Origin of the sequence: Hylemonella gracilis str. Niagara R (assembly GCF_000600295.1) — a bacterium.
Classification (GTDB): domain Bacteria; phylum Pseudomonadota; class Gammaproteobacteria; order Burkholderiales; family Burkholderiaceae_C; genus Hylemonella; species Hylemonella gracilis_A.
In genome coordinates, this window is record NZ_JEMG01000001.1 from 2,682,418 (window position 1) to 2,705,308 (window position 22,891).

Genomic DNA, 22,891 nt, shown 5'->3' on the forward strand with positions numbered 1-22,891 from the left:
AGCGCCGGTGACGCCGCGGACGGCATGACCACGACGCCGGCAGCCTCCGCGCCGGCGCCCGCGTTCAGCCCGCTGTACCAGCAGATCAAGGGCTTGATCCTGCAAAGCCTGCAGTCGGGGGAATGGAAACCGGGTGAAGCCATCCCCAGCGAACTGGACCTTGCCGCGCGCTACCGCGTCAGCCAGGGCACGGTGCGCAAGGCCATCGATGAATTGGCCGCCGACAACCTGTTGCTGCGCCGCCAGGGCAAGGGCACCTTCGTCGCCACGCATGCCGAGCAGCAGGTGCAATACCGCTTTCTGCGCCTGATGCCCGACGACTTCGACGCGGGCGAGCCGCGCCAGGCCACGCCCGCCGAGCGCCACGTCATCGACTGCAAGCGGGTGCGCGCCAGCGCCGAGGTGGCGCGCGCGCTCGGGCTGCGTGCGGGTGACGGCGTGCTGCAGGTACGCCGGGTGCTGTCGTTCTCGGGCCGCCCCACCATCCTGGAAGACCTGTGGCTGCCCGGCGCGCCCTTCAAGGGCCTGACGGCCGAGCGCCTGCGCGACAACCTGGGGCCCATGTACGCCCTGTTCGAGACCGAATTCGGCGTGCGCATGGTGCGCGCCGAGGAAAAAATCCGCGCGGTGCTGCCGGACGCGGCGCAGAGCGCGCTGCTCAAGATCAGCCGTTCGACGCCACTGCTGAGCGTGGAGCGCATCGCCTATACCTACAACGATGTCCCGATGGAACTGCGCCGCGGCCTGTACCTGACCGACATGCACCACTACCGCAATGTGCTCAATTGAATCGGGCACGTCGCAAGAAAGCCCCCAACGAGATACCCCCATGCACAAAACGGATCACGTACTCACCCGCACGAAATGAATCAGTCGGGAATGCAGAGTAGAGCTGCCTTGACCTAGAATCCGTCGACCTCGCTCCCCTTGCCGCCACCCGTGCATCGCGGAGCGAATTTTTCTTTTCATCAAGAGAGACACACCATGTCCGAGCTTGCCACTCCCTCCCGGGCCCAGCGGCCCGAGTTCCGCAACATCAATGCACTCAAGGACCTGCCCACCTACCGCCTGCCGGCGGCGGGCTGGGTGTCCATCCTGCACCGCGTCAGCGGCGCGCTGATGTTCCTGCTGTTGCCCTTCGTCATCTGGCTGTTCGACACCGCCACCACGTCCGAGTTGTCCTACGAACAGTTCGCGGCCGCCTTCACCGCGGGCATCGGCTTCGTGCCGGGCTGGTTCGTGAAGCTGGCCACGCTGGGCCTGATCTGGGCCTACCTGCACCACATCATCGCCGGCCTGCGCCATCTCTGGATGGACGCCACGCACGCAGTCACCAAGGAATTCGGCCGTCGGTCCGCCGTCGTCACACTGGTCCTGTCCATCGGGCTGACCATCGTGCTGGGCGCCAAGCTGTTCGGCCTGTACTGAGTCAAGAAGGAGCACACACCATGTCCGTCAACTACGGCTCCAAGCGCCTCGTCGTGGGCGCGCATTACGGCGTGCGTGACTGGATCGTCCAGCGCGCCACCGCCGTCATCATGGCCCTGTTCACCCTGCTGCTGCTGGCGCGCGTACTGTTCACCAGCGGCCCGCTGGGCTACGAAAGCTGGGCGGCCATCTTCGCGCCGCAATGGATGAAGGTCGTCACCTTCGCCGTCGTCATCGCGCTGATCTGGCATGTCTGGGTCGGCATGCGCGACATTTGGATGGACTACATCAAGCCCGTCTGGCTGCGGCTGTCGCTGCAGGTGTTCACCATCGTCTGGCTGGCTGGCTGCGCCGGCTGGGCCCTCCAAGTCCTCTGGAGCCTCTGAGTCATGTCCTATACCTCTTCGTCCATCACCAAACGCAAGTTCGACGTCGTCATCGTCGGCGCGGGCGGCTCTGGCATGCGCGCCTCGCTGCAACTGGCGCGCGCCGGCCTGAACGTCGCCGTGCTGTCCAAGGTCTTCCCCACCCGCAGCCACACCGTGGCCGCACAAGGCGGCATCGGCGCCTCGCTGGGCAACATGTCCGAGGACAACTGGCACTACCACTTCTACGACACCGTCAAGGGTTCCGACTGGCTCGGCGACCAGGACGCGATCGAATTCATGTGCCGTGAAGCGCCCAAGGTCGTGTACGAGCTGGAGCACTTCGGCATGCCCTTCGACCGCAACCCGGACGGCACCATCTACCAGCGCCCCTTTGGTGGCCACACCGCCAACTACGGCGAGAAGCCCGTGCAACGCGCCTGCGCCGCGGCCGACCGCACCGGCCACGCCATGCTGCACACCCTGTACCAGCAGAACGTCTCGGCCAAGACCCAGTTCTTCGTCGAATGGATGGCGCTGGACCTGATCCGCGACGCCGAGGGCGACGTGGTGGGCGTGACCGCGCTGGAGATGGAAACCGGCGACCTGCACATCCTGCAGGCCAAGACCGTGCTGCTGGCCACTGGCGGCGCGGGCCGCATCTTCGCCGCCTCCACCAACGCCTTCATCAACACCGGCGACGGCCTGGGCATGGCGGCGCGCTCGGGCATTCCGCTGCAGGACATGGAGTTCTGGCAGTTCCACCCCACCGGCGTGGCTGGCGCGGGCGTGCTGCTGACCGAAGGCTGCCGTGGCGAAGGCGCCATCCTGCTGAACAACAAGGGCGAGCGCTTCATGGAGCGCTACGCCCCCACGCTGAAGGACCTGGCCCCGCGCGACTTCGTGTCCCGCTCCATGGACCAGGAAATCAAGGAGGGCCGTGGCTGCGGCCCGAATGGTGACTACGTGCTGCTCAAGCTCGACCACCTGGGCGCCGAGACCATCCACAAGCGCCTGCCCTCGGTGTACGAGATTGGCGTGAACTTCGCCAACGTGGACATCACCAAGGAGCCGATTCCCGTCGTGCCCACCATCCACTACCAGATGGGCGGCATTCCGACCAACATCAACGGCCAGGTCGTGGTGCAGCAAAACGGCAACGACCGCGAAGTGGTCAACGGCCTCTACGCCGTGGGCGAATGCTCCTGCGTGTCGGTGCACGGCGCCAACCGCCTGGGCACCAACTCCCTGCTGGATCTGCTGGTCTTCGGCAAGTCCGCGGGCAACCACATCGTCGAGTTCGCCTCGCGCACCAAGTCCCACAAGGAACTGCCCAAGGACGCGGCCGACAAATCGCTGGCACGCCTGAACCGCCTGGATTCCGACCCCAAGGGCGAGTACAGCCAGACCGTGGCCAACGACATCCGCGCCGCGATGCAGCAGCACGCGGGCGTGTTCCGCACCCAGGCCAGCATGGACGAAGGCGTGCGCAAGATCAACGCCATCCGCGAGCGCGTGGGCGGCATCGGCTTGAAGGACACCTCCAAAGTCTTCAACATGGCGCGCATCGAGGCGCTGGAAGTCGAGAACCTGATCGAGTGCGCCCAGGCCACCATGATCTCCGCCGCTGCCCGCAAGGAATGCCGCGGCGCGCACACGGTCAAGGACTACGAGCACCCGGCCGACCACCCCACGGCCCCGCTGGGCCGCGACGACGCCAACTGGATGAAGCACACCCTGTGGCACAGCGCGAGCAACAGCCTGACCTACAAGGCCGTCAACCTGAAGCCGCTGACGGTGGAATCCGTGCCGCCCAAGGTGCGCACGTTCTGAACGGCACGCAAGGGCACCCAAGGACTCACATCATGCAAAAACGTACTTTCAGCATCTACCGCTACGACCCCGACAAGGACGCCAAGCCCTACATGCAGACCATCGAGATCGAACTCGACGGCAATGAACGCATGCTCCTCGACGCCCTGGTCAAGCTCAAGGCCGTCGATCCCTCGCTGTCCTTCCGCCGCTCCTGCCGCGAAGGCGTCTGCGGTTCGGACGCGATGAACATCAACGGCAAGAACGGTCTGGCCTGCCTGACCAACCTGAAAACGCTCAAGGGCACCATCGTGCTCAAGCCCCTGCCCGGACTGCCCGTGGTGCGCGACCTGATCGTCGACATGACGCAGTTCTTCACGCAGTACCACAGCATCAAGCCTTACCTCGTCAACGACGAAGTGCCGCCCGAAAAGGAGCGCCTGCAGTCGCCCGAGGAGCGCGAGGAACTGAACGGCCTGTACGAGTGCATTCTGTGCGCAAGCTGCTCGACCAGCTGCCCCAGCTTCTGGTGGAACCCGGACAAGTTCGTCGGCCCGGCCGGCCTGCTGCAGGCCTACCGCTTCATCGCGGACAGCCGCGACCAGGCCACCGCCGAGCGTCTGGACAACCTGGAAGACCCGTACCGTCTGTTCCGCTGCCACACCATCATGAACTGCGTCGATGTCTGCCCCAAGGGACTGAACCCCACCAAGGCCATCGGCAAGATCAAGGAAATGATGGTGGCGCGCGCGGTCTGACGGTCCCGGACCCGAGAGAGACCCACGCAAAAAAGTCAGGATGACCGTGACGCCGGAAGATCCACGCATCGATGAACGCAGTCTGAGCAAGCTCAAGTGGCGCTGCCGCCGGGGCCTGCTGGAAAACGATCTGTTCATCGAGCGCTTCTTCCAGCACCATGAAGCATCCCTGACGGTGCGCCAGGCTGCGGGCCTGGCCGCCTTGATGGAGCTGAGCGACAACGACCTGCTCGACCTGAACCTGGGCCGCAAGCCGCTGGCGGACGTGGCCCCCGAGATGGATCGTGAAGAAGTGCGCGAAGTGCTGAAGATGTTGAGAACCCCAGCTTGATGAGAGAAAGGTCAAGAAATGAAACTTGCAGACAACAAAGCCACCCTGTCGTTCAGCAACGGCAAGCCCAGCATCGAACTGCCGGTCTATTCGGGCAATATCGGCCCGGATGTGATCGACATCCGCAAGTTGTACAGCCAGACCGGCATGTTCACCTATGACCCGGGTTTCCTGTCGACTGCGGCCACGCAATCCGCCATCACCTACATCGACGGCGATCAGGGCGAACTGCTCTACCGCGGCTACCCCATCGAGCAGCTCGCGGTGAACTGCGACTTCCTCGAGACCTGCTACCTGCTGCTCAAGGGCGACCTGCCCAACGCCACGGAAAAGAAGGACTTCACCGAGCTCGTGACCCGCCACACCATGGTGAACGAGCAAATGCAGTTCTTCATGCGCGGCTTCCGTCGCGACGCCCACCCCATGGCCATCCTGACCGGCCTGGTGGGTGGCATGTCGGCCTTCTACCATGACAGCACCGACATCAACAACCCCGAGCACCGCGAGATCTCGGCCATCCGCCTGATCGCCAAGCTGCCCACGCTGGTCGCCATGGCCTACAAGTACGGCATCGGCCAGCCTTACATGTACCCGCAGAACGACCTGAGCTACGCGGGCAACTTCCTGCGCATGATGTTTGCCACGCCGTGCGAGGAGTACAAGGTCAACCCGGTGATCGAGAAGGCGCTGGACCGGATCTTCATCCTGCACGCCGACCACGAGCAGAACGCTTCCACCTCCACGGTGCGCCTGTGCGGCTCCTCCGGCACCAACCCCTTCGCGGCCATCGCTGCCGGCGTGGCCTGCCTTTGGGGCCCGGCCCACGGTGGCGCCAACGAAGCGGCGCTGAACATGCTCTACGACATCCAGAAGCAGGGTGGCGTGGCCAAGATCGGCGAGTTCATCAAGCAGGTCAAGGACAAGAACTCCAACGTCAAGCTCATGGGCTTCGGTCACCGTGTCTACAAGAACTACGACCCGCGCGCCAAGCTCATGCAGCAGACCTGCAACGAAGTGCTGACCGAACTGGGCCTGGAAAAGGACCCGCTGTTCGCCCTGGCCAAGGAACTGGAAAAGATCGCCCTGGAAGACGAGTACTTCGTCTCGCGCAAGCTCTACCCGAACGTGGACTTCTACTCCGGCATCGTGCAGCGCGCCATCGGCATCCCGGTCAACCTCTTCACCGGCATCTTCGCCCTGGCCCGCACGGTCGGCTGGATCGCCCAACTGAACGAAATGATCGGTGACCCCGAGTACAAGATCGGTCGCCCGCGTCAGCTCTTCACCGGTGCGCCGCGCCGCGACGTGCCGCACATCAGCAAGCGCTGATCATCGGTCGTCACGCCAGATCACAAGCAGCCCAGGCTGCTTGCGTGGCCCAGGAAAGCCTGCCCAGTTCCGGCGGGCTTTTTCATTTCTGCTTGTTTGGCCAAAAGGCTGTGCGCGAGCCAGCCTGGGAATCACGCGGCGAAGAAATAACGCACGATCGCCAAGGCCAGCGCGAAAAGATAGCCGTAGGCGAAGCGATCGATGCGCAGTACAGGCAAGCTACGACGCGCGCGCCAAGCCCCCATCGTCGCGATCATGGCGCCCACCACCAGCGGGGTGACGATGAGGTTGGCGACACGCCATGGCTCCGGCACCAGATTGCCTGGAAACAGCCAGAGGCTGCCGCCCCCGAGCATCGCACCGAACAAGAAATATCCCAAGGCGGCGAGCCAAGGATTGGGCGGCCGGTTCAGTGGTTCTGCCAGGGAATGGAGCCCGAGTTGCACAAAGGCTTCCCCGATCAATTGAATCAGTAACTCACCGATGATTTCCAGCATGCTGCACTTTCGCCTGGAGTATTGTTCTGCATGCGATGGTGGCGCGGCGTCAAGGCCGCTGAACCGGTGCCGTGCCACATGACTCACAGGGTACTCATGCAACTCGGATCAGCTGCAAGCCGCGCAGCTGGCTCTCCAGTTCCGCCATGCCACTCCACGGCAGGATGGCTGAATTCTTGCGCTCGTCCGGCGGATTGGATGGCAGCGTATCGGACCACCCGCCGCAGCCCACCAAAGGCAGCAGTGGACGCTTGTGCAACCAGGCGAGGCAGACTTCGGAGATGGTGCCGGCGCGTCCACCGATGACCAGGCAGGCATCGCCAGACAGCGCCATCAACAGGTTGCGCGCATCGCCCATGCCACAAGGCACCACCACCGTCGCGGGCCAATCGGCCGGGGGCATCTCATCGGGCGGCACGATGCTGAGCACCAACCCACCCCCAGCGACTGCGCGCTCCGCGGCCACGCGGGTCGCGGGGCTGCCGCAGCCGCTGACCAGCGTGATGCCGTGCCGGGCCAGCAGCGCACCGGCCTGGCCCGCCAGCTCGTAAGCGGTGGAGCCCGGTTCGGCGCTACCGAGCACACAGACCTGGGGCTTGCGTATGGGAGAGTTGGACATGGTGAAGACTCCTGTGTGGTTCAGCGGACTGTCAGTCCGCGCCGTCCGCCGACTGCAGAGGCAGCCACATGTGAACCTTGGACTTGAACCCGCTTGGTGTGTGGATGGCCATGGGTTCGACGCCGAAGGGCTGGAAGCCGCAGGATTCGTACAGCCGAATGGCTGGCACATTCCCTTCTGTGACCGTCAGCGTGACCACCTTGACCCCGGGCTGCGCTCGGGCGGCGGCCAAGGCTGCATCGAGGAGTTGCTTGCCGACGCCCGCACCTCTTGCCTGGGCCAGGACGAACATCCCGATGATGTGCGCCTTGTGCCTGAGCTTGGTCTTGGACGCGAACTCCACGGTGACGGCACCCACCAGTTCATCGCCCTCGAAGGCGCCGCACACGGTGCTCAAGGAATCGGGACCGGCGATGCGCCTGAGCCACCAGGACTCCGGTTCCGCGGCCCGCTCTGCGGCAGTTGAAGTGAACGCGTCGGCAGCGGCTTCATACGCATGAAGCATGAGTGCTCGATAGCGCGACGCATCCGTGGTGGTGAGCGTTTGAATGTGCATGCGTGATGCTCTTCCTTCAGCAGCAGGCTTGGCGGACCACGCTGCTAAGCGACACTGCTCGACTCCCCCGGGATGACGGGCTCCGCCACCGCGAAGCTCGCCTTGACGATGAGCCCCTCTTGCACCTCGTAGATGCAGAGCATGTCCACCTGACCGCGTCCTTCCGGAAAGTTGCGAGTGACACGTTCATGGTCCATCACGAAGTTGCCAACCACGGCGCGATGGCGCAGACTGGCATGCAGATCGGGCTCGGTGAATCGGCTAAGGAAACGGGGGCGCATTTCGGAGTGCCCACGCGCCAGCAGAGCGCCATGCAGGGTGTACTGCTCCGCTTGCGGATGGTAGGTGCGTAGCAAGGCCTCGATGTCTTTGGCGTTGTACGCCTCGAGTTGGGCCTGGACCACTTGTTCGGGAGTTGGCATGTTGCTTGGTCTGGGCTGGCTCAGGGACTAAACGGCCACGATGGCGAGAACCGCTGCGACAGCCGAGGCCACGCAACGCACATGGTTCCAGAGCAGCCACTCCCGCAGGTAGACCAACCAATACTCGGCTGCTTGAGGACTGTCAGCCTCCAGCTTGGCGAGCCGGTTGTTGCGCGGCACGTTGAAGGCCAAGGTCACGAACACAGAACCGAGCAGGTAAACGAGGAAGGCAGAGAGCAGCCAGGCGTAAGACAGCGGAGAGTTCCATGCCCGATAGGCAGCAACGGTCAACAGCGGCGCAGCCCCAAGAAACACGCCCAGAAACAGCGGATGGATCACCGTGATGTTGATGCGCTGCATCGCCAATATGCCTTGAGCAGGTGGCATGGACGCCAGGGCGCGCATCACGAAGACGGAGAAGGCGAAGAAAACCCCGGCAGTGAGCGCGGACGCAAGAGCGCCCGCCACGGCGATGATCATCATGGGATACGGCATCGGCATGGGGGCCAAGACCTCAGACGAGGGAGTCCGAAAACCAGCTCTGTGCAATAGCCGCGAGATTGAACGCCTAGAAAGCCCACAGGCACACCGGATTCACCGGGCACCGTCCACCCACTTGCCCTCAAAACCCGTGCACAGCTGCTTGAGGGTCGGCTCACTGGACTTGAAGTCTGCGCCGCCGTAGTAGTAGGTGTTGGCCTGCCCGCCCGCCAGCGGCGGCTTCACGCCCAGGCATTGGGCCACAACGGGGCGGCTGACAATTTCCGTGCCTTCCTTGGTCTTCACAGTCGCCGGGCACTTGGGCCCCGACCGCAGCACATCGCTCTTCACGCGTGACTTGCAGAACCCCCGCTCGAAATCTGGAATCGAGACGTTTTCACTGCAACTCCCTGCCCTGATGATCATCTGATCTTTGTATTCCCATTCCTGCCAGCACGCCTGCGACAGCGCCGCAGTGGACACGATGACTGAAGCAACAGCGACGACGATTTTCTTCATGGGTGGGTTTCCTCTGCCTAGGTTAGGTAGGTCAAGTTGGGGTTTCATTGTCTCGACCGGCATTGGCGCTGGCAAGGATCGGGAACATTTGTTACGCAGTGCCAAGAGGTTCGTCCGAAGGTGCGCTATGCGGAACCGACCGCCCCAAAGGTATCCGTGGTGCCATTTTGCAGTGCTTCAAGTGCCAGCAAGAGGCTGGTGCGGTGTTCTTTGGCTACGACTTGCCAGGGAAGACCGGCAACAGCGCCTTCAAGTGCCCACAGAAGATTGAGCGTGACACGCGGATCACATTGTTTGACCTTGGCGTAGGTGGCCACCGATCCCAGGCATTGCAATTGTGCGAACGAGGTTACACCCGCCGCCACAAGCACCTGAGCGGATTTGGGTCCAAGGTTGGCCAAAGCCGCCAGTGCTACAACGGGATCCATCACTGTGGCTTGGGATTGAGACGAAGACACGCGCCGTGCATTTGGCGCTATGCGCGCCGCACCGATTAAACGATTGTTTGATTTGGCCATTTCCCGTTCAACCTGCGTCGATGCGACGAGTCGGTGAAGTTTGCATCGGCTCGTCGTATTCGAAGAAAAGCTTTCCGTCCACCTTCAGCCAGCGCTGTGCCAATTCACACGCGAGTTCGGGCTGATCGTGAAACAAGCGCACCCGCATCGCGAAGATTTTGTCGAAACGTTTTTCCCCAAGATCCAGTCGCTCCAAGGTCGATTCAAGGAAGCTGGCGACACCCGCTTCCACGTAGGCCTTGTTTCTCTGCGCGGCCGCGGCGACCATCTTGCGTGACCGGTCAATGGCCACGAAGCGCCCGGACCTCAAGCGCTGGCACACCAACGTGGCCGCAAGGCCATGCCCGCAACCGATCTCCAGCACCCGGTCACCGGGCTGAATGTTCATGGACTCGACAAAGCGTTCGATGCGCTCAGACATGGTTGTGAACTCGATACCTGTACCGCCCCAGATCATGCACAAGGATCAGCAAGGCAAAAAGGTCAGGGGCCTCGCCTTGCAGCGCCTCCTGATCAAGGAAAACCCTAGGGACCATCCCCTTGTGTCGAAACTGCCAGGTGCCACACGTCGTGCTCCTGGGCGGAGCCCAGGAAAACGACAAACTTTCCTTCTATGCACGACTGCTCTGGGCCTGGGCGGCCATGGGCTTTCGTGTACCCAAGATCGATTTCGTCCATGGAGGTCTGGATGCGCAGTGACGACGACAAGATAACGATAGAGAACATCAACACCCCGGGCCGGGTGGAGCGCGTGGATCAGGCAAAGTACTTGGCCGTGAAAGAGGCGCTGATCTCCGTGCTGCCCCGCACGTCGCCAGGGATGACCGGGGCCGAGGTCAAGACCGCAATCCTGCCCTTGTTGCCGCAGGCCTTGTTTCCCGAAGGCGCCAAGGCCGGATGGTGGCTCAAGGCGACGCAACTGGATCTGGAAGCCAAGGGACTCATCCAACGGGAGAACACCAAGCCGCTGCGCTTGAGGCGATCGACCTGAGCCAGTGGCCTTCGAGCTGACACAGGCAGGCGCGCGCAGCCTGCGCCGCCGCGCCCTCCTCCCGATGCCAGGTGGAGTCAGGCTGCGCCCTGCCGATGCTGGACCACATCGACCCCAATGCCGTTCGGATCGACCACCACAAAATGGCGGTCACCCCAGGGTTCGTCGCGCGGTGGCATCTCAATGGGGACGCCCAAGGACTGGATGCGTGCGTACGCTGCGTCCACATCGTCCACGTCCACGGCGACCCACAGGCCCTGCCCCTGAAAAGCCGGTCGAAAAATGCTCGGCTGTGACGGCATATTGGGTTTCATGAAACCGATCTCGCCTTCGCCCAATTGCAGCAGGACAAACCAGTCACCCTCGCCCTCGAACAACACCTCGCAGCCAAACAGCCGGACGTAAAAATCCTTGGACTCACGCACCTTCTCGGTGACCACACCGGACCAGAATTTCATTCAACACTCCTCACGGGCTGATTCAGAAGCCTCCATTCTGGTCAGCGAGGCCCGCAGCGTCTTGTAAGAAAGCGACATCCTGCGCGCGTGCCCGAGATGGCGGCGAACCGTGGAAGCGCGCAAAGGCGTGGCTGAAGTGGCTTTGGTCGGTGTAACCCAGACTGGCCGCGATGTGCGCGAGCGGGAGGTCAGCTCGGGCCAGCAGCGCACAGGCGCGCCGGTATCGGACGATCTCCGAATACAGCTTGGGCGGTAGGCCCGCAAGCTCCAGGAAGTTGCGCTCGAACTGCCGGGGGCTCTTGCAGCAAAGCTCAGCCAACTCGGTCACACGCACGGGGCCGGACGCCTGCTCGATGTGCTGGATGGCATCGTCGATGCGACTGTGCCGGGGTGACCGCCTTTGCAGCTGCGCCAACAGCATCGCGTCCACGCGATTGAACACGGCCTCACTCGCCATCGACTCGGCCAGCTCAGCCACACGCTGGGCTAAAGGCCCCACGGCAGGCAACACCGCATCGGTCAGATCGCTGGCCGGCATGTCCAGAAAGTGGCGGCTCTGGCCCGGCCTGAAGCGGATGCCGAGGTAATGACAAGCGGGCTCGATGGCCAGCTCGGTTCTGCGGGTGGTCGTCCCATACACGTCGACCCGGTAGTTCGACGCGCCCAGCACCAGCACCATGTCCACGGAGCCATCTGGCGCGATGGCAAAGCTCGGGTCCCGGTTGTCCAGGCTCAACCAGTAGTGGCTGACATGCGTCCGCAGTGGCGGGGCGGGCAAGGCGACATGGATGGGTTGACGGCTTGGGCTCATCGTTCTCGTTCCATCGTCGATGGGCGTACGACTGTGCGCAGTTTTACCCTTGTGGGACGTCAATCAGGACCACCACGTCCACCATTCAGCCGCCCCGAGGCCGACTGCCTGCCGCCCGTGGCGGGCTGCAGCAAGCCCGCCTTGCCCAGGCCGAATGGGGGCATGTTGACGTAGACGTTCTCGTAGTTGCCTGCCGAAGCCCTGTAGGTCTCGTGCCAGATGCCGACCGATCCATCGGTGCCGATCGCCTTGTTGAAGGCACGCCAGGCAGGCAAATGCACGGCGTCCTTGTTCTTGGCGTAGGCCAGGAGTTGCTCCATGGAGCGCCAGTACTGCACCAGGATGATGGTGCGCGAGAACCACATCTCCGCGTGCAGCAGCCCGAGGTCGGGCTGCTGGCCCAGTTCCTTGAGCATGCGCGGCATGGCCTGGGCGACCGGGAACCATTTGTGGATCAACCAGGGTTTGTTGATCCGCATGCCGATCAGGAACACGACGAAGTCACCTTCCAGCGTCGCGGTCAAGCGCTCCTTGTGGATCATGGTCAATCACGCATCAGGGCTTGGACGGTGCCGCCGCCGCAACGGGAGGGCCGTCGAATCGCTCCAGCGCCTGGTCCACGCAAGCCCAATTGGGCGCGCTCCCAACCCAGATGTTGGTGGTCGGCTGGACCGCCGACGGGTCATCCAGGGTGCCGACACGGACCACCGTGAGGCCTGGACGACCGCTGGAATCGGAAAAGAGATGGCTGCCGCATGTGGGGCAAAAGCGCCGGGTGACCGTGTTGCCGCTGTCGGCCTTCTTGTCGTGGCGTCCCGGCGTGCCCGAAATCGTGATGGCATCGCTGGGGAAAATGACGTTCACAGTCCCGTTCGACGAAATGCGCTGACAGTCCCTGCACCAGCAGACCCTGGACGGGCCCGGGTCGGCAGAGATCTGATAACGCACTGCGCCACAGAGGCAAGCACCGGTGAACAACTTCATGGGGACTCCTGGTAATTCTTGAATTGTGCGCGGCAGTGCCTTTTGTAACCCGCACGCAGCCCGTGTTCAAGCGCCCGCCAACGTGGAACTGAGCGAGGAAGACGCCAAGGTCTTGCCGCGTTGGCTGCATGCGCTAAGGCACATAAGGGCCCTTGACTTCGCCCCAGCCCCACTTGGGCATGGGCGCATCGGGATTGACCTCCGCACCGTCTTGTGAGTTCAGCACCGCGAGACGGGAACCCCACTCCAGATAGCCCACCAGCGCGGATCTGAACTCGGGATCATCGGGCATGCCCAGTTCGTCGGCGGTGTCCAGCAGCAACGCCAGCCAGGCGCGGCGTTGCTCCTGGGTGAGGTGCCGATTCAGGTGCTGGCGGATCATGTGCGGATGCCCCCCATGGTCGGACGAGTAAGCCTCTGGCCCGCCCAGAACCTCCGCCAGGAAGGCAGCGACATGCTTCGCGTGCTCAGGGTTCATGTGAGCAAACACCGGAGCCAGTGTCGGATTCGCGGGGACCCGTTCGTAAAAACGCGTGGTCAGGCACAACAGCGCTTCCATGCCGCCGAGCCATGCATAGAGTGAGGGAGGGTTTTGCATCAGCACACCTTCAATCAGAAGACCTTCTGCCAGTAGCCGACATCGAGCCATTGCCCGAACTTGTACCCGACTTGCTCAAAGCGGGCAACTTGTTTCATGCCCATCTTTTCGTGCAGGCGGACGCTGGCATCGTTCGGCAACACAATGCCACCCATGGCGGCATGAATGCCGCGTTCCGCCAGGGCTGAAAACAAGGCCTCGTAAAGGTGGCTGCCCAGGCCGCGAGACTGGCTGCCATGCTTGAGATAGACCGACGTTTCAACGGAGTAGCGGTAAGCCGAGCGTTCTTTCCATTTGCTGGCATAGGCATAACCCAGCAGCTGCCCCGACTCTTCCAGCACCAACCAGGGCAGCCCCGCCGCCTGGATGACGTCGACGCGACGCCGCATCTCCTCGGCAGAGACCGGTAGCTCCTCGAAGGTGATGGTCGTGTTGGCGACGTAGTGGTTGTAGATGCCGACGATGGCCTCGGCGTCGGAGGGGTGTGCAGATCGGATCACAACAGTAGGACGTTTCGAATCAGGTTACAAAGAGATGCCGTGAAGTCCATATGGCAAGGGATAGGCGTTGCCCTCACAGGGCCAAGAATGCGGCATAGACAAAGCCGCAAGACCCAGCAAGGGCTGTGAGAGCGCCAAGAACATTGCCTGCATACACGACCTTGGCGGAAAACGGCCCCTCGGAAGCAAGCCCACGATGCCCCACGACCGCGGACAGTGGCAATGAAACGCAGAAGGCATAAGACGAGACGATGAGCGAAGCCGCCACGAACCACTTGATTGCATCCGGAGCTGGCGTGGACGAAAGGAGAGCACCGATGACCAGCATGAGCAATGCACCGACCGGAAGACTGGCATGGGCGACCCGCCATGCGTGAATGACATGCTCCGCCGCTTTCCGATTGATGGCTCTTCCATAAGGACCGCCCAGGAGCAGGCCAAAGAGCAAGACCATGGCGCCGTGGAAGACAAGATAACGTGCGGATGCATCCATGGTGTGCGGGGTTCTTTGGTGCAAGCGCTTGGTTGCGCTTAGGGTGAGATGGGCCGAAAAGTGCGGAACAGCATGGCCGGGTGTTGCTCTTCGTGCCCCCTTGTTGCTGTAAGGGTCAGGCCGAGTTCTTGACCAAGCGGATGTCAACTTCTCGCGAGACATACCGCCACTCGGGCGAAGAACGGAGTTCGAGCAGCATGTGATCGAACTGCGCTTCGTGCTCGGGAGCGTACTCGAACCAAGTCAAGAAATCGAAGGGCTCCTCTTCCGAGATGTCCCGGCAATGATGCAGCCTGCGAGCAATGGCAGGCAGATAACGCATGCCTATGGCAATGTGCTGCGATTGCGCTTCGAAGATCTGGCGGCGCTCGTCCTGGGTGAGATCCCACCAGGCAGCAGATTTTCGGATCGGAATCAGTGCCGCGAAAGTGGCAGCGGGCCGTCCCAGGCCTTCCTGCTTGGCCAGCAGCGCGGTCTTCTCACCCTGTTCCACATACCGGACGTTGCTGGTAATGCCTCTGAGCGTCCACATCGAACTCGATGGCACATCGAACCCGGCAAGCACGCTGATGGCAGCCGGCTGATCCAGGGCGGGCCCGCAGATCGTTGTTTGTGAGCGGACGCTCCACTCGCCGGTGCTGGCGGCAACAAATGTGAATGATCGAGTTGACATGGAGGGCAAAGTGGTTTGTCCTGGTTAGACATCAGCGAGCGACCAACAGACGAAGCTCGTTCTCGGCGTACTCGTACTGGGTACACCATTCAAAGCGCTCTATGGGCAGTCCCCAGCTCGCGCTGGGATTGTGCAGCAGGTGAAAGTCATCGCCGAGTTTGAGCGGCTGATTGGCGCAGTCTACGGCCGAGTGAAGGACGCCGACGAAGGGACCTGACTCGGGATCGAGGAAACCCGCGGTTCCGACGCTGCTCTGATTCTTCTTCATGATCACCGGTCGGTGCTTGTGATAGCGATCGACTACTCGCCTTGTTCGTCTGTCAATTTCTAGGGTGAGGTTGCCAAAGGGCAGGAATGCTTTCAGGAAGAAGGGCATGTCCCCACCGAATGGACCGTGCGGCACCCCTCGAGAGTTGATGGCGAGCAAGATCAGGTCATCTTCATTAACCCGTCCCTTCTTCACATCATCATGGAACTTGAGCGACTTCGTTCGGTACGCGTTGGTGAATCTAAGGACGACCTTCTCGGATGGCACCATGAAGGCTTCACCAGGCACGATGTCAGGAACTTGGTCGGCACCTTCGCCAGCAGTTGGTGCCACCGCCTCAACCCAGACGCGTCGCCCTTGCTCCAGGAAGTAGAACTCTGGTCCCGCGTCCCCAACCCTGTGGACTTCGATTCCACGCTCTATGAGCGTGCACGCGAGGTACATCTCCCAGAAGCGCTGCAGGAAGTGGTTCCGGGCGTCGGAAAGGTGGTTTGTATCGGCTATTGCCTGATACCGTAGCCAGAGGGACTCTACAAATGCCTTGGCTTCTACGAGATTCGGTGAATCACGGACGTTAATGTAGGCGGGATCTGTTGCATCCCCCGAAAGGAAGTACGACGACACGGCATGCCTTGGAATCTGCGCCTAACAAATAAGATGGATTTCCCAGTCCCGAACGAGCCGCGATTTGCGGAAAACGGCAATAGAGTGCCACGATGGGAAGTAGGAACTTTTCATTAACTCAACCGGAAGGGGAAGTCGATAGCTATTGTCACTCTCGGCATCGATCTCTCCAACTCTGTGTTCGTTTTTTTCAGAATGAACAACGGCGGCAAACTCGAGCAGGCGCACCCCAACGTAACACGCGGCAAGCTACTCGACCTCGTTGCAGCCCAGCCACCGCGCAACATCGACCGGGTTCTATCCTGAACCTCAAACCTGCCGCAACAACCCCTGCCCCGCCCTCACCTCACTCCCCGTCGCCAGCCCCTCCACCAGCGCCAGCCCCGGCGGAGCCAGCACCACGATGGTGGAACCATGCTCGAACCAGCCCATCTCCTGCCCGCGCTGCAGGACCGCGTCACACGACAGCACCTGCGGCCCTGCGTAGTCGTGGTGCAGGTTCAGGTCCAGGAAGTGCAGTCGCACGCTGGCCACGAGGATGGCGCCCACGGGCACCAGGGTGAGCTGCAGGCCCGTCGGCAGTTCGGCCTCGATCACGGCGCGGTCGTTGCGGCAGTAAAGGGACTTCACGCGCTTGAGCGCAATGGGGTTGACGTTCCACGCATCTCCCTGGATGTGGGTGACGCGCCGCACCCGGCAATCCGCGGGCGCGTGAAAGCGGTGGTACATGCCGGCGCGCAGGCGCAGGGTGACGTAGCTGCCGCCCTGGTGTTGCTGCGCCAGCTGAGCCGCCGCCGCGTCGTTGCCCAGCAGCTCGGTCAGGCTGTAGGGCATGCCTTTGATCTGCAGCAGCTCATCTCCCTGGATGCGGCCATGGCCGCCGATGATGCCGTCGCTGGGGGCACACACCACGTGAGGGTCCGCGTCGAAGGGCCGCGCGCCGTCCTTCAGTTCGCGCACGAAGCAATCACGCAGGCTGCCGAACTTCTGCTGCTTCGCCTCGCCCAGGTCCGGACGGGCGAAGAACTTGAAGGCGGCAATCGAAGGCACGCGCACCAAAGGGTTGCGGATTTGGGCGAAGCGCCCCATGAAACGCGTGAGCGCCACGCGCGGCAGACGGTTGGTCAATACGAAGTTCAGGCTTTCCTGCTGCAGCAGGCGGTGGATGACGTTCATGCGTCGACTCTAGGGCGGATTTGTTGCAGAACGACGAAACACCGGTGACAGGCGGCACGTCACAAGGTTTTCACGCGCCTGTCAAATTACCCGCCTACAAAGGGCGTTTCAGTCACGGAAACAACACAACCATGGTGGAAGAATTTGCCTGGACGGCCGGCCTGCTCGGAGCAGCGGCCCTCACCCTGCCCAAACTCAAACGCAGGCTGGAACTCTCACGCGCCAAGCACCCTTCGCTGACCGGCCATTCGCGCATGGCCAAGCGCCTGGCGCGCCTGCTGCCGGGTTACGCCTACGACGAAGCGCAGTTCTTCAACAGCGACGGCGCGCCCGACGCCATCGTTCAACTTCGCCGGGCCGGCTTTTACGCGCTGGCGGGCCGTCTGCAGGCCAAGGCGCCCAAATCCATCGCATTGACCAAGGAAATGCGCGATGGCATTCCTGATCTGCGTTTCACCGGCGCCTACCGCGTGCCGTTCCAGTACAGCCCTTTCCTGCGCCAGCACATCTCCACGGGCGCCTTCGTGCAGTCCGCCAGCGGCGTGACCGTGACCGACCTGGACGGTAACCACTATTACGACCTCACAGGCTCCTACGGCGTCAACGTGCTGGGCGTGGATTTCTACAAGCAGAACATGGCCGAGGGCGCGGCGCTCACGCAGGACCTGGGCCTGGTGCTGGGCATGCTGCACCCCTGCGTGGCCGACAACGTCAAGCGCTTGAAGGCCATCAGCGGCAAGGACGACGTGTCCTTCCACATGAGCGGCACCGAGGCCGTGATGCAGGCCGTGCGCCTCGCGCGTTACCACACGCGCAAGAAACATCTGGTGCGCTTCTCGGGTGCCTACCACGGCTGGTGGGAAGACGTGCAACCTGGCCCCGGCAACCCCCTGCCCCCACGCGAAACCTACACCCTGCGAGAGATGCACGAAGCCTCGCTGAAGGTGCTGCGCACCCGCAAGGACATCGCCTGCGTGCTGGTCAACCCGCTGCAAGCCCTGCACCCGAACAAGAACGCGCCGGGTGACTCCACCCTGCTCGACAGCAGCCGCAGCGCCAGCTACGGCCCGGCGCAGAAAGAAGCCTACGCCGCCTGGCTGAAGCAGCTGCGCGAAGTCTGCACCCAGCGCGGCATCGTCTTGATCTTTGACGAAGTGTTCCTGGGCTTTCGCCTCGCGCCCGGTGGCGCGCAGGAATACTTTGGCGTGCAGGCTGACCTCGTCACCTACGGCAAGACCCTGGGTGGTGGTTTCCCGGTCGGCGTGGTCTGCGGCAGCCGATCGCTGATGCAGCGCTTCCGCGAGGACAAACCCGCCGACATCTGCTTCGCCCGCGGCACCTTCAAGGAACACCCCTATGTGATGGGGGCGATGAACGCTTTCCTGCGTCAGCTGGAGACGCCCGCAGTCCAGGCGCTCTACCAGAATCTCGACACGACGTGGGACACGCGGCGCGAGCGCTTCAATGCCCGCATGGCCGCCGAAGGCCTGCCCGTGCAGGCCGCCAACATGCAAAGCATCTGGACGATCAGCTACACCACCCCTTCGCGCTACAACTGGATGTACCAGTACTACCTGCGCGACGCGGGCCTGGGCCTGAGCTGGGTCGGCACCGGCCGTTTCATCTTCAGCCTGAACTACAGCGAGGCCGACTTCGACGCCGTGCTGGACCGCTGCGTGCAAGCAGCACGGCTGATGCGGCAGGACGGCTGGTGGCACACGCTCAACAGCCAGGACATGCATGAACTGAGCAACAAGGCCATCAAGCGCACGGTGCTGCGCGAGACCTTGCGGCAGTTCTCCTCGCGCTGGTTCGGACGGGCCTGAACACGGTGCTTGATCGGGCGAAGGAGCATAGACCACCCCCCGATCAGGCAGAAGAAAAAAGGGCGGCAACCGAAGTTGCCGCCCTTTTTTGACGCCCCGGATTCACCGGAACAGGATGCATGCGCCCATCATCCCCGCGCGTACTCCGGCTTGTGCTCATCCTCATGTGCCAGGTGATGGCCGGGGTCGATCAGCTCGCGCTTGACAAAGAGGTAATAAGGCGACTTCCAGTACATCATGATGTCGTGGAAGGGATCGGTCAGGATCTTGGTGGCCCAGACGATGCCGGTGTAGAGGTTCTGCTTGCGCCACAGCTGCAGCACGCGCACCAGCAAGCCAGCCACGCCCAACCAGAGCCAGAGCCAGCCTACGTTGAGCACGAAGCCCGACAGGTCTTCGTGACGCTCCATCAGGCCAAGAAAGTCCGGGTCCAGCCACAGCACCAGGGGCAGACCAGCCCACACCGCCATCAGCACCACCTTGCGCTGGATGTTGAAGCCGACCTTGATCTCTTCCTTGTACTCGTCGGTGACCTGGTTGATATGGTCGTAACCACGCGGCTCGAAGAAGAAGTGGCCCGACTGGCGCGTGACCATGGAAATCAACCAGCCGATCAGACCCGACACCGCCGGGTTCACGAACATGAAGCCGTAGGCCACGAGGAAAGAGATGGCGCTGATGAAGTGCAGCGACTGGTTGATGCGGCTGTGGTGATAGTAGCGGTGGTCATCCCAGCGCTGTACCTTGAGATCGTGCAGAAAAGAGGACACGGAAAACTCCTAAGGAAGATTTGCGGAAAACCGGCTGATGCAGACGGTGCTGCCGCTCAATGCCCGCCTAGGGCGAGGCGGCAGGGTGTAACAGCCCTGCCATATTCAACCTTGCGCGTGAAAAAACGATGACAAGCCCTGTGCTTGCGCGATGCTCTCGCCGGGACGTGCCCCAATGTTGTTTTGCCGCCCCGCCGCGCCCGCCGCATTCACACAGATGCCATGCCATCGCCATCAATTTGCAATATCGCGCACTCAAGATGGCCCGCATGAAGCCCACCTTCGATGACTCCGACATGGCCGATGCGACGTACCAGGAACTCTGCATCGAGAACCTGCCCGCCACGCAAATGCAGCTGCGCCTGGCGGTCGTGACGGAGACCTATCCGCCGGAAGTGAATGGCGTCGCGCTGACCCTGCAACGCGTGGTGCAGGGCCTGCGCGAGCGCGGCCATCAGGTGCAGCTGGTGCGCCCGCGTCAGACACATGAGAAGACTGCGGTCGCATCGGGCGCGCTCGAGACACCTTCATCGGGCGGTGACACGGACGCGCAATCGCCCGACGTGCTACTGCGCGGCATGGCCATCCCGCGCTACCCGCATCTGCAGATCGGTTTTCCGGCGCGCCGCCAGTTGCGGGCCTTGTGGTCGGTGCAGCGGCCCGACCTCGTGCACATCGCCACCGAAGGGCCACTGGGTTGGTCGGCACTGCGCGTGGCGCGCAAGCTGCGCATTCCCGTCACCTCGGACTTCCGCACCAACTTCCATGCCTACAGCGGGCACTACCGGATGGGCTGGCTGGCCAAGCCCATCATGGCCTACCTCAAGCGCTTCCACAACCAGGCACAAGCCACCATGGTGCCCACCCGCGAGCTGGCAAACGAACTCGAAGCCCGCGGCTTCGAGCGCCTGCACGTCGTCGCGCGCGGGGTGGATACCCAATTGCTGCATCCGGCCCGGCGCGACCCCAAGTTGCGCGCGCAATGGTGCGAGCAGGCCGGCGTGCGTGCCGACGCCCCCGTGCTTCTGTGCGTGGGGCGCATCGCGCACGAAAAGAACCTGAACCTGCTGATCGCCGCCTGGAAGCAGGCCAGGCTGCAGCAACCCGAGCTGCTGCTGGTGCTCACCGGTGACGGTCCGGCGCGCGCTGAACTGCAGGCCGAGCTGGAACCTTACGGCCCCGCGGTCATCTTCACGGGCGTGCTGAAGGGCGAGGCCCTGGCGCGCTGTTACGCCAGCGCGGACATCTTCGCCTTCCCCAGCCGCACCGAAACCTTCGGCAACGTGGTGCTGGAAGCCATGGCCAGCGGCCTGGCCGTGCTGGCCTTCGACTACGCCGCCGCCGCGCAGCACATCACGCACGGCCACAACGGCCTGCTCGCGCCCCTGGACGAGGAAGCACTCTTCATGCGGCACCTGGTCAACCTGGCGCGGGACGCCGACCTGCGCGCGCGACTGCGCGTGCGCGCCCACGAGACCGCACGCCGCTGCGGCTGGAGTGGCATCGTGGCCCAAGTGGAGACGGTGATGAAGAACGCCATTGCGCCGCTGCGCGTCGCCAGCGCGTCCAGCACGGTCGAAGGCAAGACGGAAGTTGAAGTCGAACCTGCTTGAGATGCGCTTGAGTTGCGCCTGAGCCGCTCACCTGCCAGTGCGGCTGGTACCCGAGGGCGATATGCCGGATGACTACGACGCTGCAACGGCACCACGCCGGCGCCGTGACATCATCAGGCCGACAAACCCAGCCAGGCTCAAACCCGTCAACACCATCACCGCCTGCACCGGTACCTGCAAGGCGATCAAGCCCGCGTACAGGGCCAGGGCGATCAGGACACCCAGGTTTTCATTGAAGCCCTGGACCGCGATGGACTGGCCCGCGCTCAGCAGACGGTGGCCGCGATGCTGCAGCAATGCGTTCATGGGCACCACCATGACGCCCCCGAGCGCGCCCAGGGCCAGCAACACGGGCAAGGCCCAGCGCCAGTCGGCGATCATCAGGGGGCCCAGCACGAGCAAGGCGCCCATGGGCAGGCCCAACGCCAGCACGCGCAAGGCATGGCGCAGGCGCAGGCGGGTCGCGACCCAGACCGCACCGACAACCACCCCCCCGGCGACCGTGCCCTGCAGGTAGGCGGCCTGGTCCAGCCCCAGCGCCAGCACGCCGGTGGCCCACAGCAACACCGCGAACTGCATCAGCGCGGACAAGCCCCAGAACACCGAGGTGACGGCCAGCGAGAGGCCACCGCTGCGATCCTGCCAGAGCTGCCGGTTGGCGGCGCGGAAATCGATCCACAGCCGCCGGGGCGAGGCCCCGCCCCGGCGCGCGTAGGTCGCGCCGCTGGGCCGGATTCCCCAATGGCAGAACGCCGCCAGCACATACACCGCAACAACGCAGCCCAGAGACACTTGCAGCGTGCGCAGGGTGGACAGGCTGTCGGTGGGCATGGCCGACAAGGACACCGAAGGCAAGCAAGTCCCCAGCCCAGCCAGCCATTCACCCGCCACCACGGCTTGCACCCAGCTCGATTGCAGCCAGGCCGGCGCCACCAGGGCGCCACCCAGCACCACGCCCAGCAGCACCGACAGCACCACGGCCGACTCGACCCAGCCATTGGCCGCCACCAGCGCGGCCGGCGCAGTGCTTTCGGTCAAGAGGCCGTACTTGGCAGGCGCATAAGCCGAGGCCCCCAGCCCCACCAGCGCGAAGGCGGCCAGCGGGTGCAGGCCGGCCAGCAGGGCCAGGGCGCCGAGCAGCTTCAAGGCGTTCATCGCCACCATCAGTCGGCGCTTGCAGACCCGGTCAGCCAGGGCTCCGACAAAAGGCGCGAGCAGCACATAGGACAGGGTGAAGCTGAACTTGAGCAGTGGCGCCCACCAGGCTGGCGCGCCCAGGGCCAGCAGCCAGGCCATGGTGACGATGAGCAAGGCGTTGTCGGCCAGCGCGGACAGGAACTGCGCGGCGATCAGCCAGACAAAACCCCGTGGCAAGCCGGACGCGCGCACGGGTCTGGCGGGGGGATGCGGTCCATCGGTGAGTGCGCGCTGCTCGGCCATGGTCATGCGAGCCCGTTCACGCGCGCCGCGAT

General features: G+C 63.3%; 31 protein-coding genes. 11 read left to right on the plus strand and 20 right to left on the minus strand.

Translation table 11 applies throughout. The features are described from left to right. Positions 1 to 24: 24 nt before the first annotated feature. The 7 genes from AZ34_RS12370 (at position 25) to AZ34_RS12400 (ending at position 6,023) form a co-directional block, all read left to right on the plus strand. Positions 25 to 789, plus strand: a complete 765-nt coding sequence (locus tag AZ34_RS12370) for a GntR family transcriptional regulator (RefSeq protein WP_155831883.1) — start codon at positions 25 to 27, stop codon at positions 787 to 789. Positions 790 to 984: 195 nt separating this feature from the next. Beyond that, positions 985 to 1,428 (plus strand): succinate dehydrogenase, cytochrome b556 subunit, encoded by a 444-nt coding sequence (sdhC, locus tag AZ34_RS12375; protein WP_035608499.1) that lies wholly within the window; start codon positions 985 to 987, stop codon positions 1,426 to 1,428. Between the two features lie 20 nt (positions 1,429 to 1,448). Next, on the plus strand, positions 1,449 to 1,814 hold the full coding sequence (gene sdhD, locus AZ34_RS12380; RefSeq protein WP_035608502.1) for a succinate dehydrogenase, hydrophobic membrane anchor protein: 366 nt from the start codon (positions 1,449 to 1,451) through the stop codon (positions 1,812 to 1,814). A gap of 3 nt (positions 1,815 to 1,817) precedes the next feature. Continuing rightward, a complete protein-coding gene (sdhA, locus tag AZ34_RS12385) occupies positions 1,818 to 3,626 on the plus strand; it encodes a succinate dehydrogenase flavoprotein subunit (protein ID WP_035608504.1) in 1,809 nt (602 codons plus the stop codon). A 32-nt stretch (positions 3,627 to 3,658) separates the two neighbouring features. After that, complete coding sequence (locus tag AZ34_RS12390; RefSeq protein ID WP_035608507.1) at positions 3,659 to 4,363, plus strand: succinate dehydrogenase iron-sulfur subunit; 705 nt, start codon at positions 3,659 to 3,661, stop codon at positions 4,361 to 4,363. A gap of 40 nt (positions 4,364 to 4,403) precedes the next feature. After that, positions 4,404 to 4,694, plus strand: a complete 291-nt coding sequence (locus tag AZ34_RS12395; protein ID WP_035608509.1) for a succinate dehydrogenase assembly factor 2 — start codon at positions 4,404 to 4,406, stop codon at positions 4,692 to 4,694. A gap of 18 nt (positions 4,695 to 4,712) precedes the next feature. After that, positions 4,713 to 6,023 carry a citrate synthase gene (locus tag AZ34_RS12400; RefSeq protein ID WP_035608512.1) on the plus strand — a complete coding sequence of 437 codons (1,311 nt, stop codon included), beginning with the start codon at positions 4,713 to 4,715 and terminating at the stop codon, positions 6,021 to 6,023. Positions 6,024 to 6,154: 131 nt separating this feature from the next. Here the strand turns inward: AZ34_RS12400 and AZ34_RS12405 are convergent, their stop codons facing one another. The 8 genes from AZ34_RS12405 to AZ34_RS12435 form a co-directional block, all read right to left on the minus strand. Next, the gene (locus tag AZ34_RS12405) at positions 6,155 to 6,520 is read right to left on the minus strand and encodes a hypothetical protein (protein ID WP_035608515.1); all 366 of its coding nucleotides are present in this window, start codon (positions 6,518 to 6,520) and stop codon (positions 6,155 to 6,157) included. Positions 6,521 to 6,614: 94 nt separating this feature from the next. Continuing rightward, positions 6,615 to 7,139: a Rossmann fold nucleotide-binding protein gene (locus AZ34_RS12410; RefSeq protein ID WP_051509777.1), complete on the minus strand. Its 525-nt coding sequence runs from the start codon at positions 7,137 to 7,139 to the stop codon at positions 6,615 to 6,617. Between the two features lie 31 nt (positions 7,140 to 7,170). Continuing rightward, entirely contained in the window at positions 7,171 to 7,695 is a 525-nt protein-coding gene (locus AZ34_RS12415) for a GNAT family N-acetyltransferase (protein ID WP_035608517.1), read from the minus strand. Between the two features lie 44 nt (positions 7,696 to 7,739). Then, positions 7,740 to 8,117, minus strand: coding sequence for a nuclear transport factor 2 family protein (locus AZ34_RS12420; protein ID WP_035608519.1), 378 nt, complete (start codon positions 8,115 to 8,117; stop codon positions 7,740 to 7,742). A gap of 27 nt (positions 8,118 to 8,144) precedes the next feature. Further along, a complete protein-coding gene (locus AZ34_RS12425; protein WP_231495523.1) occupies positions 8,145 to 8,600 on the minus strand; it encodes a DUF1772 domain-containing protein in 456 nt (151 codons plus the stop codon). A gap of 111 nt (positions 8,601 to 8,711) precedes the next feature. After that, on the minus strand, positions 8,712 to 9,116 hold the full coding sequence (locus AZ34_RS12430) for a hypothetical protein (protein WP_035608521.1): 405 nt from the start codon (positions 9,114 to 9,116) through the stop codon (positions 8,712 to 8,714). Between the two features lie 125 nt (positions 9,117 to 9,241). Continuing rightward, entirely contained in the window at positions 9,242 to 9,634 is a 393-nt protein-coding gene (locus AZ34_RS18000; RefSeq protein ID WP_197026544.1) for a TfoX/Sxy family protein, read from the minus strand. 7 nt (positions 9,635 to 9,641) lie between these two features. Beyond that, positions 9,642 to 10,055, minus strand: coding sequence for a class I SAM-dependent methyltransferase (locus AZ34_RS12435; protein WP_197026545.1), 414 nt, complete (start codon positions 10,053 to 10,055; stop codon positions 9,642 to 9,644). A 137-nt stretch (positions 10,056 to 10,192) separates the two neighbouring features. Here AZ34_RS12435 and AZ34_RS18390 point away from each other — a divergent pair, with 137 nt between their 5' ends. Continuing rightward, a complete protein-coding gene (locus AZ34_RS18390; RefSeq protein ID WP_155831807.1) occupies positions 10,193 to 10,333 on the plus strand; it encodes a hypothetical protein in 141 nt (46 codons plus the stop codon). Then, a complete protein-coding gene (locus tag AZ34_RS12440) occupies positions 10,323 to 10,625 on the plus strand; it encodes a DUF6958 family protein (protein ID WP_035608524.1) in 303 nt (100 codons plus the stop codon). Before AZ34_RS18390 ends, AZ34_RS12440 begins: the two co-directional genes overlap by 11 nt. A gap of 77 nt (positions 10,626 to 10,702) precedes the next feature. Here the strand turns inward: AZ34_RS12440 and AZ34_RS12445 are convergent, their stop codons facing one another. The 10 genes from AZ34_RS12445 to asd form a co-directional block, all read right to left on the minus strand. Beyond that, positions 10,703 to 11,083, minus strand: a complete 381-nt coding sequence (locus AZ34_RS12445) for a VOC family protein (protein ID WP_035608527.1) — start codon at positions 11,081 to 11,083, stop codon at positions 10,703 to 10,705. 22 nt (positions 11,084 to 11,105) lie between these two features. Beyond that, entirely contained in the window at positions 11,106 to 11,894 is a 789-nt protein-coding gene (locus AZ34_RS12450; RefSeq protein ID WP_035608530.1) for a helix-turn-helix domain-containing protein, read from the minus strand. Between the two features lie 59 nt (positions 11,895 to 11,953). Next, entirely contained in the window at positions 11,954 to 12,436 is a 483-nt protein-coding gene (locus tag AZ34_RS12455) for a DUF4188 domain-containing protein (RefSeq protein ID WP_035608533.1), read from the minus strand. Positions 12,437 to 12,449: 13 nt separating this feature from the next. Then, positions 12,450 to 12,878 (minus strand): GFA family protein, encoded by a 429-nt coding sequence (locus tag AZ34_RS12460; protein WP_035608536.1) that lies wholly within the window; start codon positions 12,876 to 12,878, stop codon positions 12,450 to 12,452. Positions 12,879 to 13,011: 133 nt separating this feature from the next. After that, the gene (locus AZ34_RS12465) at positions 13,012 to 13,476 is read right to left on the minus strand and encodes a group II truncated hemoglobin (RefSeq protein ID WP_035608539.1); all 465 of its coding nucleotides are present in this window, start codon (positions 13,474 to 13,476) and stop codon (positions 13,012 to 13,014) included. 14 nt (positions 13,477 to 13,490) lie between these two features. After that, positions 13,491 to 13,976: an arsinothricin resistance N-acetyltransferase ArsN1 family B gene (locus tag AZ34_RS12470; RefSeq protein WP_035608541.1), complete on the minus strand. Its 486-nt coding sequence runs from the start codon at positions 13,974 to 13,976 to the stop codon at positions 13,491 to 13,493. 73 nt (positions 13,977 to 14,049) lie between these two features. Then, the gene (locus AZ34_RS12475) at positions 14,050 to 14,469 is read right to left on the minus strand and encodes a hypothetical protein (protein ID WP_035608544.1); all 420 of its coding nucleotides are present in this window, start codon (positions 14,467 to 14,469) and stop codon (positions 14,050 to 14,052) included. A 115-nt stretch (positions 14,470 to 14,584) separates the two neighbouring features. Further along, positions 14,585 to 15,142 (minus strand): chlorite dismutase family protein, encoded by a 558-nt coding sequence (locus AZ34_RS12480; RefSeq protein WP_035608546.1) that lies wholly within the window; start codon positions 15,140 to 15,142, stop codon positions 14,585 to 14,587. Between the two features lie 31 nt (positions 15,143 to 15,173). Then, a complete protein-coding gene (locus AZ34_RS12485) occupies positions 15,174 to 16,034 on the minus strand; it encodes a hypothetical protein (RefSeq protein ID WP_035608548.1) in 861 nt (286 codons plus the stop codon). 309 nt (positions 16,035 to 16,343) lie between these two features. After that, positions 16,344 to 17,210 (minus strand): archaetidylserine decarboxylase, encoded by an 867-nt coding sequence (gene asd, locus AZ34_RS12490; protein ID WP_035608554.1) that lies wholly within the window; start codon positions 17,208 to 17,210, stop codon positions 16,344 to 16,346. Positions 17,211 to 17,341: 131 nt separating this feature from the next. Between asd and AZ34_RS12495 the strand changes: the two genes are divergently transcribed. Beyond that, on the plus strand, positions 17,342 to 19,036 hold the full coding sequence (locus AZ34_RS12495) for an aminotransferase class III-fold pyridoxal phosphate-dependent enzyme (protein WP_035608556.1): 1,695 nt from the start codon (positions 17,342 to 17,344) through the stop codon (positions 19,034 to 19,036). A 128-nt stretch (positions 19,037 to 19,164) separates the two neighbouring features. On the opposite strand, the gene AZ34_RS12500 is transcribed toward AZ34_RS12495, so the two are convergent. Beyond that, entirely contained in the window at positions 19,165 to 19,806 is a 642-nt protein-coding gene (locus AZ34_RS12500) for a hypothetical protein (RefSeq protein WP_035608557.1), read from the minus strand. A gap of 269 nt (positions 19,807 to 20,075) precedes the next feature. Between AZ34_RS12500 and AZ34_RS12505 the strand changes: the two genes are divergently transcribed. Then, positions 20,076 to 21,419: a glycosyltransferase family 4 protein gene (locus AZ34_RS12505; protein WP_231495524.1), complete on the plus strand. Its 1,344-nt coding sequence runs from the start codon at positions 20,076 to 20,078 to the stop codon at positions 21,417 to 21,419. A gap of 72 nt (positions 21,420 to 21,491) precedes the next feature. Here the strand turns inward: AZ34_RS12505 and lplT are convergent, their stop codons facing one another. Next, a complete protein-coding gene (gene lplT / locus AZ34_RS12510; protein WP_231495525.1) occupies positions 21,492 to 22,865 on the minus strand; it encodes a lysophospholipid transporter LplT in 1,374 nt (457 codons plus the stop codon). Between the last annotated feature and the right edge of the window lie 26 nt (positions 22,866 to 22,891).